This is a genomic window from Polaromonas sp. (assembly GCF_029945895.1).
Taxonomy (GTDB): domain Bacteria; phylum Pseudomonadota; class Gammaproteobacteria; order Burkholderiales; family Burkholderiaceae_C; genus Polaromonas.
Window position 1 is genome coordinate 237,691 of sequence record NZ_JAQSDL010000043.1, and the last position, 14,339, is coordinate 252,029.

Sequence of the window (14,339 nt, forward strand, 5' to 3'; positions counted from 1 at the left end):
CAGCCCTCAGCCCGTCACCGCGAAAGCCACCTGCTCCAGACCGGGGCGGCCGTGCCAGTAGCCATTGCAGCCCTTCTCCGGCATGAGGGCCTGCATGCGCGCCAGCGCCTCCTGCGGCGTCAGCACCTGCTTGCGTGCTGCATCGAACAGGGCGATCACCTCTGCCATGTGCTGCGCCTGCGGACTCAGGCGGATCACATCCACGTCCGCAGCACGCATGTCCTCCAGCGCATCGACCAGGTTGTAGACGCGGGCCGACTGGGTCTGCGTGCCGTTGAGCACCAGGAACTCCTCGCTCTCGCGGGTTCTGAGCATCAGGCCGTCCGGGTGGTCGAGGCAACTGAAGCGGCAGTCGTCCTTGGGCAGGTTGCGTTGCCGCGCGGTAAAGCAGCGCGCCGAGTAGGCCAGCGGCATGCGTCCATAGGCAAACACCTCGGTCTCCAGTCCGGACGGGCGGTCCTGCTGCAACAGCGCAAGATCACCTTGCTTCATCTCCAGCGGCATGACCCAGCGGCTCGCGCCCAGCGACGCCATCCATTGCAGCGAAGCCTGGTTGTACAGGTTGAGATGCGGGCCGGCCACAAACGGCAACTTGCCCGCCAGGCGGTGGACGGCACCCATGTCATTGGCCTCGACCCGAAAATCGCCATTGGCCGTGATCCTGTGCATGGTGCCCACATCGCTGCCCGACTCCAGCAGCACCTGGGTTGAAAGCACCACCTCCTTGCCAGCAGAGCGCAGGCGGGCCGCGATGTCCAGCCAGTCGGCCAGGCGCAACTCATGACGCCGCGAACACACGGTCTCGCCGAGGTAGACCACGTCCACCGGCGTCCCAGCGATGGCGTCGTAGAAATTGAAGACAGTCTGCCGCTGCCAGTAGTACAGCAATGGCCCCAGAGCGATTTTCATGGTGCGGATTTCCATCATTTCCAGGGTCGGTGGTAAGCGCCCAGCGTGTGTTGCTGCCCTTCGGCGACCTGGTCGAGGCTGGCCATCCAGCTGGTTTTTGGTGCGTAACGATGCGGGTTGGCAACACAATGGTCGATCGCCTCGCGCCAGACTCGCGTTACCTGCGCCACATAAGCAAGGCTGCGCTGGCGACCCTCGATCTTGATGGCGCGCACACCCATCTTCATGAGCTGGGGTAGCAGTTCGAGCGTGTTCAGGCTGGCAGGCTCCTCAATGGCGTAATAACTCTCGTCATCACCCACGTCGAAGCGTCCTTTGCACAGCGTGGGATAGCCGGCATTCTCACCGCCGGCATATCGGTCTATCAGCACACCGCCCAGACGCGATTCCAGGCCCTGCGGTGTTTCCTGCCAGCGCACGGACCTGGCCGGCGAACATACGCCGTGCGTGTTGGGAGATTCGCCCGTCACATAGGACGAAAGCGCGCAGCGCCCCTCCACCATCACACACAGGCTGCCAAACCCAAACACCTCGATCTCCACCGGTGTCTTGTCAATGACCTGCCGCACCTGTTCCAGCGACAACACACGCGGCAACACCGCGCGAACGACGCCGAACTGCTCGCGGTAGAAGTTGATGGCCTCGTAGTTGGTGGCCGAACCCTGCACCGAGAGATGCAGGCGCAGCGCCGGATAACGCAAGGCGGCGTACTGCATGAGCCCGGGGTCCGCCAGGATCACGGCATCCACCCCCAGGTCCACAGCCTGATCCAGCGCCGCGCGCCAGGGACCGGGGTTGGCGGCCTGCGGATAGGTGTTGAGCGCCATGAAGACCTTGCAGCCGCGCTCGTGGGCATACCGGACGCCCGTGGCAATGGCGGCCTCGTCGAAATTGAGGCCGGCGAAATTGCGCGCATTGGTCGCGTCGCGCAGGCCCAGATAGACACAGCTGGCGCCGTTGTCCACCGCGGCCTTCAGGGCCGGCAGGCTGCCGGCCGGGCAGACCAGTTCCGGCGCGATGGAATGAGACAGGGCAGATTCGGCGAGAGGTGTGGAGTGGGTCATGCAGGCAGCGATCGGACGTCGGCCCCGAACGGAGCCGTCACAGCGCACGACCATACGTCAATCCTTCCAGATACTTTCTGATCCCCGTCAAGAAATGGGCTCAAGACCTTCAAGGCGGGAAGCAGCGCCGCACGCCGGGATAAAACCTGTTGGTAGACAGGGGTGAGTTGATCAGTCGTGCATTTGACCTGAATCAACAGGGGAATTGTCATTGCTCGAACTTATAGATGTATTATAGATGCACCTTATAAATCGTCCTTGTTTTTACTTGTTATCGAATGGAGTCTCCATGAGCCATACCTCTGCCCCTGCCGCGCTAGACATCCGCACTCTCCCGCCCCGCGAGCGCCATTCCCTGATCTTCTCGACCTTCAGCCAGCTCAGCGCCGGCCAGGCCATGGAATTGATCAACGACCATGACCCCCAGCCGCTTCGTCACCAGTTCCAGGCCGAATGGCCAGGCAAGTTCAGCTGGTCCTACCTGGAACAGGGACCGGCCACCTGGCGCGTGGCCATCACCCGGCTGGCACCTGCGCACAGCGACGGTCAATGCTGCGGATCCTGCGGCGGCGCCTGATCCCCTTAAAGAAACCAGAAGGAATATGCGATGAAAAACAACAACATGCTGTGGCGCTGGCTCGGCTTCATCTTTGTCCTGTCGTTTGGGGCCCTGGGTTACCTTGGCGTACAGATCTACCTGACAGCCCCTCCCATCCCCAAGGCCGTCGTCACCACCTCGGGGGAGGTACTTTTTACCGGCGAGCAGGTCCAGAAAGGCCAGCAGGTCTGGCTGGCCAGCGGCGGCCAGCAGCAAGGCAGCGTCTGGGGCCACGGCGCCTACCTGGCGCCGGACTGGTCGGCCGACTGGCTGCACCGCGAAGCCGTGGCGCTCCAGACCATCCATACGCAGGCATTGCGCAAGGATCCGGCGGCCATCACGGCGTCGGATCGAGGCGCGGTCGATGCTGCGCTGAAGGAGGAAATGCGGCGCAACACCTATGACCCCACCAGCGAAACCGTCACCGTGTCACGCGACCGTGCACAGGCAATCCGTGAAGTGGCGAGTCACTACAGCGCACTGTTCGGCAGCGATGTTCTGCTGGACAAGCTGCGTGACCAGTATGCAATGACGGGCAACCTGCTACCCGACGCGGCGGATCGCCACGCGCTCGCCGCCTTCTTTTTCTGGACGTCCTGGGCCGCGACCACCGACCGGCCGGGCGAGGAGAACCTGTCTTACACCAGCAACTGGCCACACGAGCCGCTGGTCGGCAACAAGATGACCGACTCTGCCGCGATCTGGTCGATGGTCAGCATCGTCCTGCTGCTCGGTGCGATCGCCGCCATGTTGTGGCTGCACGGCAGCCAGCGCCATGAGCCGGAGGCTCTGCCGCCCAAGGCCGATCCTTTGCTGGGCGCCGTCGCCACACCCTCGATGAAGGCGACGCGCAAGTACTTCTTTGCCGTGGTCGGTCTCATGCTGCTGCAGATTGCCATGGGCGTGGTCACGGCGCACTACGCCGTTGAAGGCCAGTCCTTCTTTGGCTTCCCGCTCGCGGAAGTGCTGCCCTATGTCGTGAGCCGTACCGTGCATACGCAAATCGGCATCTTCTGGATCGCCACCGCCTGGCTGGCCACCGGTCTCTACATCGCCCCACTGCTGGCGGGACGGGAACCCAAGATGCAAAAGCTCGGCGTGGACGTTCTGTTCTGGGCCCTGATTGCCATCGTGGTCGGGTCGACCGTGACCGGCTGGCTGGGCACGCTGCAGCACCGCGGCGTGGACTTCAGTTTCTGGATCGGCAATCAGGGGCTGGAATTCACCAGCATGGGCCGTGTCTGGCAAATCCTGCTGTTCGTGGGCCTGCTGTTCTGGGTGTTTCTGCTCGGCCGCGCGCTCTGGCCTGCGCTGAAGAAGCCTTCGGAAACCCGCGGTCTGATCGCCATGGTCTTCCTGTCGGCCACCTGCATCGGCGGCTTCTATGCAACGTCGCTGACCTGGGGACAGAACACGCATTACTCGATGGTCGAGTACTGGCGCTGGTGGCTGGTTCACCTGTGGGTGGAAGGCTTCTTTGAAGTGTTCGCCACCGCGGTGGTTGCGCTGATCTTCACCAAGCTGGGACTGGTTCGCACCGAAAGCGCCAACCGCGCCATCATCGCCGAGACCATCGTGTTCCTGTTCGGCGGCATCCTGGGCACGCTCCATCACCTCTATTTCACCGGTACGCCCACTTCGGTGATCGCCGTCGGTGCGGTGTTCTCGGCGCTTGAAGTCGTCCCCCTGACGCTGATCGGCCTGGAAGCCCTGCAGACCTACCGCCGTTCCAACGCCCTGCCGTGGCTGGCCGCCTACAAGTGGCCTGTCATGTGTTTTGTTGCAGTCGGCTTCTGGAACACCGTCGGTGCCGGCCTGCTCGGCTTCGCCATCAACCCGCCCGCCTCGCTCTACTATGTACAGGGTCTGAACATGACTGCAGCCCACGGCCACGCCGCTCTGTTCGGTGTCTACGGCATGCTTGGCATCGGCCTCATGCTGTTCTGCCTGCGCGGCCTGTATGCGCGCCATCTGCACGCCGACAACATCCTCAAGCCGGCCTTCTGGAGCCTCAACATCGGCCTGGCGATGATGGTCTTCCTGTCGCTGCTGCCGGCCGGTATTTACCAGGCCTGGGCCAGCGTGAGCAAAGGCCTGTGGTACGCCCGCTCGCCGGAAATCATCCACTCACCCGTGATGGAAACCCTGGTCTGGATGCGGGTGCCGGGCGACATCCTGTTCGCCATCGGCGCAGTCCTGCTGGCCTGGTATGCCGTCCGCCTTCTGCGGCGTCCAGCGGCTCAACCTGCCAACGCCCTTACCGCCAAGGCAGTGGCCGGTCTCTGACCTCCCTCGAAAGGCCGGCCGCACCGGCCTTTCGTCTCTTTCTACTTTTTTTATAGGAGCTTTCACCATGAGCGAGATCCAGACCCTCCACAACGTCTACCCCTTCGACGCCCGCGGTGTCGCCAAACGGTTCCGCCACGCGGCCATTTTCGGCGCACTGGAAAGCCTGCACCCCGGCGAAACCATGCGTTTCGTCAACGACCACGATCCCCTGCCCCTGCTGGGCCAGCTGCAACAGGCCTTCGGTGAAAAACTGGGCATCGACTACGTGCGGCGCGAACCAGGGGAAATCGTGATCGACTTCCAGGTACGCGGCTGAGGCCTTACATTCACCCTATGAAACTTACCGCCTTTACCGACTACAGCTTGCGTGTGCTGATCTATCTGGCCGCGCAGCCCGAGAAACGCGCCACGATTGCCGAAATTGCGACCTCGTTCGACGTGTCGGAAAATCATCTGACCAAGGTGGTGCATCTGCTCGGCAAAAAAGGCTGGCTGGCCAATGTGCGCGGCAAGGGCGGCGGGCTCGAACTGGCCATGCCGCCCGAACTGGTCGGTGTTGGCGCGGTGGTGCGCCAGACCGAGGGCGCGGCTGTGGTGGCCGAATGTTTTTCCGATGAGACCAACCATTGCGCGATCACCCGCATCTGCCGGCTGCGTGGTGTGCTCGGTGAAGCGGTCGAGGCTTTCTACGCCGTGCTGGACCGCTACACCCTGGCCGACCTGGTCCAGAACCGTCAGTCGCTGGCCAAGGTGCTGTTTATTGACAGGAATGCACCCAGCCCGGCCACCAAGCGCGCCGCTTGAGTGCTGATACCGGAGCTGCCATGACTGAGCCCAAAGCGCCGTTTCCCTACGAAGGTCCAGAAGCGCTTCGGCAGCCCCTGCTGGAGGCACTGACGCGGGTGGTCGACCCGGAAGTCGCCATGAGCATCGTCGATGTCGGGCTGATCTATGGCGTCACCGTGACCGACGGGAAACTGCATGTCCGGTTGACCATGACATCGGCCGCGTGCCCGGTTGCCGATCTCATCATCGACGAGGTCGAAACAGAGCTGGACCGGGTGGCACCGCCGGAATTGCTGATTGAAGTTGAACTGGTATGGGAACCGCCCTGGTCCGCCGACCGGATGAGCGAGCGCGCAAAGCGCTTCATGCAGTGGTGACCACGTCGCGTCGCACCGGGCAAACGCAACGCCAGACGGCGCCCCGGTGGATCACCCTGGCCATGCGGCCGCTGCTGCTGGGCCTGGTCGCGCTGTCGCTGCTGGCCGGTATCACAGGCGGCCTGCTGCGCGTGGGCGTGGCCCTTCCCGCCCTGCCGGAGGCTGTCTGGCCCGGTCAGGCCGCGCTGTCCCATGCAGCTCTCATGATCTGCGGCTTTCTCGGCACTGTCATCGGCATCGAACGGGCTGTGGCCGTCAAGCTGCGCGCCGCTTTCCTCGCACCGCTGGCCTCGGGGGCAGGGGGCGCATTCCTGCTGCTGGGTCAGACCGGGCCAGGCGCGTGGCTGGGTGTGGGTGCTGCCGCGATTTTTACCGCGGTCAACATTGTGATCGTGCGGCGCCAGCGCGTCGCCCACACCTGGCTGTTGCTGGTCGCGGCAGCAGCGTGGCTGGCCGGCAATCTGCTTTTCGCCACGGGCCAGGGCAGCGTGGCGACGCTGCCCTGGTGGTTCGCCTTTCTCGTGATGACCATTGCCGCCGAGCGCCTGGAAATGACGCGGTTGATGCGCCGGCGCCCGGCAGCGGAATGGTCACTGAAGGCTGTGCTGGCGGCGTTGCTCGCGGGCGCTGCCTGGTCAGCCCTGGCGCCGGTCGCTGGCGGGCTGTTGTACGGCGCAGCGTTGACCCTGCTGGCGCTGTGGCTGGGAATGTTTGACATCGCCCGGCACACCGTCCACGCGCACGGACTCAGCCGTTACATGGCGGTTTGCCTCCTCGGCGGCTATGCCTGGCTGGCCGTGGCTGGCCTAGCGTGGGCCGCCACCGCTCTGGGGCTGCCTTTGCGCGATGCCGCACTGCATGCCCTCGGCCTGGGCTTCATCGTCAGCATGATGATGGGCCATGCACCGGTCATCCTTCCGGCCATTGCGCGCATCAGGCTGCAGTTCGGCAACTTTTTCTATGTGCCGCTGGCCGTGCTGCACTTGTCCCTGCTGATACGCCTGGTCGCTGGAATGGCGGGTAACCCGCTGCGCAGCACCGGCGCACTCTTCAATGCTGTCGCGATGGCACTGTTTGCGGCCACCATCGCCGGCGCTGCCGTGGCCTGGCGTATCCAGCATGGCAGGCCCGACGTCCTGCCCACTCGAAAGACATTTCCATGAAACCGATCACCAAAATCGCGGAGCCCCCCCGCCCATCGCCAGCACCCGCCGGCTGGGCCCTCTGGGACCTCGGCTTTCGCCCGTTTTACCTGCTGGCCAGCGTCTTCGCTGCCTTGTCCATAGGCCTGTGGGCCTTGCAATTCTCCGGTTGGCTGGGCCTGCCTTACCTGAGGGGCCCAATGTGGCACGCCCACGAGATGCTGTTCGGCTTCGCACTGGCCGTGGTGGTCGGTTTCCTTTTCACGGCCGGTCGCAACTGGTCAAACCGGCCGACCCCCACCGGCTGGCCCCTGGCCGCGCTGGCCGCCCTCTGGGTGGCGGGCCGGGTGCTGGTACTCACGCCATTCGGCTGGGCGGCGCTACTGGCCAATGTCGCTTTCCCGCTTGCAGCCGCCATCGCGCTGGCGATTCCTTTCATCGCCGCGCGAAATCGCCGTAACTACTTTTTCGTCGGTTTGTTGCTGCTGATGTCGGCAGCCGTGCTCGGCATTCACCTGGCACAACTTGGCGTCGTACAGCTTCCGGGTTGGGTCGGCATCCAGTTCGCGCTGGACATCATGCTGTTCATCATGGCCGTGATGGGCGGTCGCGTGATTCCCATGTTCACCAACAACGGCGTCCCGGGAGCCCATGCGACGCGCCAGCCAATGCTGGAGAAGGCCGCACTGGGCAGCGTGCTGGTGCTGTTGCTGGCCGACGTCGTGCAACTGCATGGCGCGTGGCTGGCCGCCGTAGCCGGCGTCTGCGCGCTGGTCCACCTTGCCCGCTGGAGCCTGTGGCGCCCCTGGAAGACAGGGCGTGCGCCGCTGGTCTGGGTGCTGCAGGTCGCCTACTTCTGGATCCCGGTGCATCTCGCGCTGCGCGCTTTGGCAGCAGCGGGATGGGTCGCGCCCTCGCTGGCCACGCACGCACTGACGGTAGGCGCCATCGGCGGCCTCATCATCGGCATGATGACGCGTACCGCACGCGGTCACACCGGCCGGCCGTTACGGGCCGACCGCAGCGACGTGGCCTGTTATGTCCTTATCCTGCTCGCGGCGGTGGTGCGCGTGTTCGTGCCGCTCGCCGACCCGGCCTGGATCATCCAGGCGACACTGGGGTCGGCCGCGCTGTGGTCTGCCGGCTTCGCGCTTTATGCCGTGCGCTACTGGCCGGTGCTGACACGACCGCGTATTGACGGGCAGGCTGGTTGACCGCTGACGCTTTAGCCGCAGGGCGCAAAATGGGGCCATGAAACCACCCAAGCGACTGCAGTCATTGATCGAAGAAGGCCTGATTGACACCGTGGTGCGGCAGTTGATGAGCGGCAAGGAGGCCATGGTCTATGTCGTGCGCTGCGGTGACGAAACCCGCTGCGCCAAGATTTACAAAGAGGCCGACCAGCGCAGCTTCCGCCAGGCCGTGGACTACACCGAAAACCGCAAGGTCAAGAACACCCGTCAGGCACGTGCAATGGCCAAAGGGACCCGCTTTGGCCGGCAGGCGGCCGAGGCGGCCTGGCAAAGCGCCGAAGTCGACGCGCTTTACCGCCTCGCCGCCGCCGGTGTTCGCGTGCCCACACCGCACAACTTCTGCGACGGCGTGCTGCTGATGGAGCTGATCACCGACGCGCATGGCGACGCGGCCCCGCGTCTGAACGACGTGGAATTCACGCCGGAGGAGGCGCGCCAACACCATGCCACGCTGCTCAAGGAAGTAGTGCGCATGTTGTGTGCCGGCGTCGTGCACGGCGACCTGTCCGAGTTCAATGTGCTGCTGGCCGCGGACGGCCCGGTGATCATTGACCTGCCGCAGGCGGTCGATGCAGCCGGCAACAACCACGCCAGCCGCATGTTGCTGCGCGATGTGGCCAACCTGCGCAGCTTTTTCGGCCGCTTCGCGCCTGACCTGCTGAGCACCGACTACGGCCATGAAATCTGGGACCTGTACCAGCGCGGCGTGTTGCGACCCGAGACGGTGCTCACCGGCCGCTTCACGCACAAGCTCGGGCCGGTGGACATGGGCGCCGTGATGGGCGAGATCGACGATGCGCGGGCCGAAGAGGCGGCGCGCCGCCTGCGCATGCAGGCGCCCTAGGCCCACGGGGCCAGTTGTCGGACAGACAGGCGCACCCTTTTCGTGTACGGTGGTTCTCAAGGGTGCACATCCCGCGCACCCGAAGGCCCCCATGAACAATCCCCATTACACGCCCCGTACCTTTGGCGACCGCTTCGCCTATGGCTTTGTGCGCTTCCTGCGCTTTTTTGCCGACCTGTTTTTTGCCAAGCGCTACGGTCACCGTGCCATCGTGCTGGAAACCGTCGCCGCCGTTCCCGGCATGGTGGGCGCCACGCTGACGCACCTGCGCTGCCTGCGCCGCATTGAGGACGACAGGGGCTGGATACGCACGTTGATGGACGAGGCCGAGAACGAACGCATGCACCTGATGACGTTCATCAAAATTGCGCAACCCAACTGGTTCGAACGCGGTCTGGTCATCCTCGTGCAGGGCTTCTTCTACAACGCCTACTTCCTGCTGTATCTGATCGCTCCGGGGGTTGCGCATCGGGTGGTCGGGTACTTCGAGGAGGAGGCCTACACCAGCTACACCAATTACCTGGAGCTCATCGACTCGGGCGCTCATGCCAACGTCGCCGCCCCGCAGATCGCCAAGGACTACTGGAAACTTCCCGCCAACGCCACCTTGCGTGACGTGGTGCTGGCGGTTCGGGAAGACGAGGCAGGTCACCGCGACGTGAACCACGGCTTTGCCAACGAGCTTCATGGCGGCGGCGAGCCGCGCCCCGCGTCAAGCTGAAAACGCCCGCAAGCGGAACTCCAGCGCGCCAGTCGGCACGCGTTGCATTCTGTCTGTGAGGCCGAATGGCCGAGGACGGAAAATCGCGGTTCAAGTCGCGCCGTTCAACGACCAGGTAACAGGGTGTTCGCTGACACGGCCCCCACCCGCGCATGCCCAGCATGGAAAGTCTCACGCACATCCGGATCCCTCCAATGCTCACGAACACTCTTCTTGCCCGGCGTCACCTGCTCTGCTGGCTGGCCGCAGGGGTTGCCCTGCCCGCCTCCGCAGCCACCAGCATCCGACGGAGCGCACCGGCCGCCGCCAAAGGCACCAGCGGTGCGACGCTCATGGAGCGGATGAATGCGGCCACTGACAGCCCCGTTCTGGGTTCGGGCGCACGCGGCGAAGCTGTCTTGCGCGCGCAGATCCTGCTCGACCGCGCATGGTTTTCCCCGGGGGAAATTGATGGCGCCTTCGGGACCAACATGCGCCGCATGGTGGTCGCCTTCCAGACCGCCAACGCCCTGAAATCAACCGGCCGCGTGGACTCGGAAACCTGGAAAATGCTGGTTGGTGAAACGTCGGTACCGGTACTGAAGCAATACACCATCACCAAGGAAGACGCCGCGGGTCCGTTCACAAAAACGCCTGCGGACATGATGGAACGAGCCAAACTGAAATCGCTGGACTATGAAACCATCCAGGAGGCGCTCGCCGAGAAATTTCACTGCAGTGCGAAGTGGCTGCGCGACGCCAATCGGGCAAGCAAGTTCGAGCCCGGAGACAACATCATCGTTCCCGCCACGAGCGTTGACAAATCACCGGCTCTGGCAACATCCATTCGTATCGACAAATCGGAACGCGTGCTTTATCTGCTCGACAAGGCCGATCTTCCTGTTGCGGCCTTTCCGGCCAGCATAGGTGGCGCTTCGGACCCGCTGCCCCTGGGTCGCATGGAAATCAGGAATGCGGCGAAGAACCCGGTGTTCACCTACGATCCGGTGTTGCTCAAAAATGCCCGGCAGACCAATGCCAAAACCGACATTCCCGCGGGACCCAACAATCCGGTGGGTGTGTACTGGCTGGGTCTGAGCAAGCCGCACTGGGGCATCCACGGCACACCCGATCCCTCCCGGGTGGGGACGGCCGAAACCAACGGCTGCATTCACCTGACCAACTGGGACGTGCTGCGCCTGGCACAAGTTGTGAAGCCAGGGTTTGCCGTCGACGTCCATGCCTGATCGGCCTGTCCGGAAGTATTGGGGAGGCTGGTTCGCTGCGGCGGCCTTTCTCATGGGCGTCCTTTGGGTGCTCATGCGCCCCGCCTCATCACCCGAGCTGGCGCAGGCAACGCTTCCCGCCCCTGAGGCATCGGCGGCCACCCGGCCAGGGCGTGCAGATCCGACATCTCCCCCCGCAGCGACGGCACCGGCATCGGCGCAAGCTTCCGTTTCCCTGACTGGCATACCGGCGTTGCTGCTGCCCGTGCAGGAAGTTTCCGCGCGAGACCTGCGAGACACCTTCGCCGATGGGCGCGACAGCAACCAGCGTGGTCACGAAGCCATTGACATTCACGCGCCGCGCGGCACGCCCGTACTTGCCGTGGACGACGGGCGCATCGTCAAACTTTTTCTCAGCAAACCTGGCGGCATCACCATTTACCAGTTTGACGCGACCGACAAGCTCGCCTACTACTATGCCCATCTCGACAGATACGCAGAAGGCCTGGCAGAAGGCCAAACGGTGCGCCGTGGCAATGTGATCGGCTATGTCGGCTCCAGCGGCAATGCCAGCCCGGAAGCGCCCCATCTGCACTTTGCCATCTTCCACCTGGGCCCCGAAAAGCAGTGGTGGAAAGGCGAACCGGTCAACCCGTTTGAGCCGCTGGGCGGTACCCGGCGCTGAGCCAGGTCCGCACCGGACGCAAGGTCAAACCAGCAGGGCGTTGACGCGTTTCACGTAAGCCGAGGGGTCATCCGGCAAGCCGCCTTCTGCCAGCAGGGCCTGATCGAACAGGATGTGGGCGAGATCGTCGAAGTGGTCACTTCCTTCGAGCTTCTTGACCAGGGGGTGCTGGGCATTGATTTCCAGAATCGGCTTGACCTCGGGCGCGGCCTGACCGGCCTGCTTGAGCATGCGCGCCAGTTGCGTGGACATGTCGCCTTCCTGCACCACCAGGCAAGCCGGCGAGTCGACCAGCCTTGTCGTGGCGCGCACATCGGAGGCTTTGTCCTTCAAGGCTTCCTTGAGTCTGTCGAGCATGGGCTTGAACTGGGTCTGCGCTTCCTCGGCGGCTTTTTTCTCGTCCTCGTCCTGCAGCTTGCCGAGGTCCACCGCGCCCTTGGCGACCGACTGCAACGGTGTGCCGTCAAACTCGTGCAGGTAGTTGAGCGCCCATTCATCCACCCGGTCGGTCATCAGCAGCACCTCGATGCCCTTCTTGCGGAAGATCTCGAGCTGTGGGCTGTTCTTGCCCGCCGCCTGGGTGTCGGCGGTGATGTAATAAATGGCGTCCTGGCCTTCCTTCATGCGCCCCTTGTAGTCGGCGAAACCCACACTGACGGTGTCGGTCGTTGAGCTGGCAAAACGCAGCAGCTTGGCCAGGCGCTCGCGGTTGGCGAAATCTTCGCCCAGGCCTTCCTTGAGCACGGCGCCGAACTCGCCGTAGAAGGCGGCGAACTTTTCCGGCTCGTTGGCGGCCAGGTCCTCGATCATGGACAACACGCGTTTCGTGCAGCCTTCCCGGATGGCCTTGACGGCCCGGCTTTCCTGCAGCAGCTCGCGCGAGACGTTGAGCGGCAGATCGGACGAATCGACCACACCCTTGACGAAACGCAGGTAGACCGGCAGCAGCGCCTGGGCGTCGTCCATGATGAAGACGCGTTTGACATACAGCTTGACGCCGGCGGCCTTGTCGCGGTTGAACAGGTCCATGGGCGCCTTGGCCGGGATGTAGAGCAGCTGCGTGTATTCGGTGGCGCCTTCGACGCGGTTGTGGGTGCTGGCCAGGGGGCTCTGGCTGTCGTAGCTGATCTGCTTGTAGAACTCGTCGTACTGCTCTTGCGTGATGTCTTTTTTGGCGCGTGTCCACAAAGCCGCCGCCTGGTTCACGGTTTCCCACTCGTCGCTGATGATCATCTCGCCGGGCTGGTCGTTTTCGCCCTCCTTCCACGCTTCCTTTTTCATCAGGATGGGCAGCGAGATATGGTCGGAGTACTTGCTGATGATGCTTTTGAGTTTCCAGGTGTTGAGATACTCGCCGGCGTCGTCCTTCAAATGCAGGATGACACTGGTGCCGCGTTCTGCGCGCTCTATGGTCTCGACCTCGAAGTCCCCGGTACCGGCGCTGCTCCAGCGCACACCTTCAGACGCCGGCAGCCCCGCGCGGCGGCTTTCGACGGTGATCTTGTCGGCGACGATGAAGCCCGAATAAAAGCCGACGCCGAACTGACCGATCAGTTGGGCATCGTTTTTCTGGTCGCCCGAGAGTTTGGCCATGAAGTCGCGCGTACCGCTCTTGGCGATCGTGCCCAGGTGCTCCACGGCTTCGATCTGCGACAGGCCGATGCCGTTGTCGGTGATGGTCAGGGTTTTCGCCGCCTTGTCGAAGCTGACACGCACTTCAAGGTTGGGCGCATCCTCGTACAACTCGGCATTGTTCAGACCCTCAAAACGCAACTTGTCGCAGGCATCCGAGGCATTGGAGACCAGCTCGCGAAGGAAAATATCGGGGTTGGAGTACAGGGAGTGGGTGACCAGCTTGAGCAGCTGGGCGACTTCGGCCTGGAAGGAAAGGGTTTGCTTGCTCATGTGTGGGGTTCTTGAAAATCAGGGGGAATAAACAAACGCCCCTGGAGTTAGGGGCGTCGTCGCATATTTCAAGACCTGATTATCGCGGGTCCGGGATGCGCCCCGGGCCCGCGACCGATGGCGGGCTCAGCCTTCCAGGCCGGTCAGCTCGCCACTCTTGATCTTGCCCAGACGCAGAGCCTGCGCGGCCTCACCACGCACGATGGCGGTGGGCACGGCAGACTTCACGGGCGCGGCCACACGCGAACCGGAGGGAATATTGCTGTAGGTCTTGACTGTGGTGACGGCCTCGGCCACAACTTCAGCGCGGGTGCGGCTGCCCTCGGACTGCAGCGCGAACTGCGAAGCGGGATCGGGCGTTTCTGCGCGCACACCGGTGGAAGCGATGGCGGCAAACGTAGCGACGGCGATAAGGGCGTAAGACTTGTTCATGATGATCTTTCAGTGAGTGGTTGAAACCGGAAAATTCGGTTGGGTCCGTCTCTCGCAAGCTCAAACTTCAACCGTGATCTCACTGTATTTGCGGCAAATTAGGCGATCATGAGCGGAGTCTTAGCTGGC

The 14,339-nt window shown here is 63.5% G+C and carries 15 protein-coding genes; 11 read left to right on the top strand and 4 right to left on the bottom strand.

Annotation, left to right across the window (positions count from 1 at the left end; all coding sequences use genetic code 11):
• Nucleotides 1–6 precede the first annotated feature (6 nt).
• The gene (locus PSV33_RS06450; RefSeq protein WP_300559966.1) at nucleotides 7–909 is read right to left on the bottom strand and encodes a U32 family peptidase; all 903 of its coding nucleotides are present in this window, start codon (nucleotides 907–909) and stop codon (nucleotides 7–9) included.
• A 14-nt stretch (nucleotides 910–923) separates the two neighbouring features.
• Entirely contained in the window at nucleotides 924–1,973 is a 1,050-nt protein-coding gene (locus PSV33_RS06455; RefSeq protein WP_300559967.1) for a peptidase U32 family protein, read from the bottom strand.
• A gap of 289 nt (nucleotides 1,974–2,262) precedes the next feature.
• Here PSV33_RS06455 and PSV33_RS06460 point away from each other — a divergent pair, with 289 nt between their 5' ends.
• From PSV33_RS06460 to PSV33_RS06510, 11 genes are all read left to right on the top strand, one after another.
• On the top strand, nucleotides 2,263–2,550 hold the full coding sequence (locus tag PSV33_RS06460) for a DUF2249 domain-containing protein (RefSeq protein ID WP_300559968.1): 288 nt from the start codon (nucleotides 2,263–2,265) through the stop codon (nucleotides 2,548–2,550).
• A 30-nt stretch (nucleotides 2,551–2,580) separates the two neighbouring features.
• On the top strand, nucleotides 2,581–4,857 hold the full coding sequence (locus PSV33_RS06465) for a nitric-oxide reductase large subunit (protein ID WP_300559969.1): 2,277 nt from the start codon (nucleotides 2,581–2,583) through the stop codon (nucleotides 4,855–4,857).
• A gap of 67 nt (nucleotides 4,858–4,924) precedes the next feature.
• Nucleotides 4,925–5,176: a DUF2249 domain-containing protein gene (locus PSV33_RS06470; protein ID WP_300559970.1), complete on the top strand. Its 252-nt coding sequence runs from the start codon at nucleotides 4,925–4,927 to the stop codon at nucleotides 5,174–5,176.
• Nucleotides 5,177–5,193: 17 nt separating this feature from the next.
• Nucleotides 5,194–5,664 carry an Rrf2 family transcriptional regulator gene (locus PSV33_RS06475; protein ID WP_300559971.1) on the top strand — a complete coding sequence of 157 codons (471 nt, stop codon included), beginning with the start codon at nucleotides 5,194–5,196 and terminating at the stop codon, nucleotides 5,662–5,664.
• A gap of 20 nt (nucleotides 5,665–5,684) precedes the next feature.
• A complete protein-coding gene (locus tag PSV33_RS06480) occupies nucleotides 5,685–6,023 on the top strand; it encodes a metal-sulfur cluster assembly factor (RefSeq protein WP_300559972.1) in 339 nt (112 codons plus the stop codon).
• Nucleotides 6,020–7,186, top strand: coding sequence for a hypothetical protein (locus tag PSV33_RS06485; protein WP_300559973.1), 1,167 nt, complete (start codon nucleotides 6,020–6,022; stop codon nucleotides 7,184–7,186). Before PSV33_RS06480 ends, PSV33_RS06485 begins: the two co-directional genes overlap by 4 nt.
• Nucleotides 7,183–8,379, top strand: coding sequence for an NnrS family protein (locus PSV33_RS06490; RefSeq protein ID WP_300559974.1), 1,197 nt, complete (start codon nucleotides 7,183–7,185; stop codon nucleotides 8,377–8,379). The genes PSV33_RS06485 and PSV33_RS06490 overlap by 4 nt, the downstream gene beginning before the upstream one ends.
• A 37-nt stretch (nucleotides 8,380–8,416) precedes the next feature.
• The gene (locus PSV33_RS06495) at nucleotides 8,417–9,262 is read left to right on the top strand and encodes a PA4780 family RIO1-like protein kinase (RefSeq protein WP_300559975.1); all 846 of its coding nucleotides are present in this window, start codon (nucleotides 8,417–8,419) and stop codon (nucleotides 9,260–9,262) included.
• 91 nt (nucleotides 9,263–9,353) lie between these two features.
• Nucleotides 9,354–9,983 (top strand): alternative oxidase, encoded by a 630-nt coding sequence (locus PSV33_RS06500; RefSeq protein WP_300559976.1) that lies wholly within the window; start codon nucleotides 9,354–9,356, stop codon nucleotides 9,981–9,983.
• Between the two features lie 194 nt (nucleotides 9,984–10,177).
• Entirely contained in the window at nucleotides 10,178–11,209 is a 1,032-nt protein-coding gene (locus PSV33_RS06505) for a L,D-transpeptidase family protein (protein WP_300559977.1), read from the top strand.
• 244 nt (nucleotides 11,210–11,453) lie between these two features.
• Nucleotides 11,454–11,873, top strand: a complete 420-nt coding sequence (locus PSV33_RS06510) for a M23 family metallopeptidase (protein WP_300559978.1) — start codon at nucleotides 11,454–11,456, stop codon at nucleotides 11,871–11,873.
• Nucleotides 11,874–11,897: 24 nt separating this feature from the next.
• Here the strand turns inward: PSV33_RS06510 and htpG are convergent, their stop codons facing one another.
• Both htpG and PSV33_RS06520 read right to left on the bottom strand, forming a co-directional pair.
• Nucleotides 11,898–13,778: a molecular chaperone HtpG gene (gene htpG, locus PSV33_RS06515; RefSeq protein WP_300559979.1), complete on the bottom strand. Its 1,881-nt coding sequence runs from the start codon at nucleotides 13,776–13,778 to the stop codon at nucleotides 11,898–11,900.
• Between the two features lie 126 nt (nucleotides 13,779–13,904).
• The gene (locus tag PSV33_RS06520; protein ID WP_300559980.1) at nucleotides 13,905–14,210 is read right to left on the bottom strand and encodes a DUF4148 domain-containing protein; all 306 of its coding nucleotides are present in this window, start codon (nucleotides 14,208–14,210) and stop codon (nucleotides 13,905–13,907) included.
• Nucleotides 14,211–14,339 lie beyond the last annotated feature (129 nt).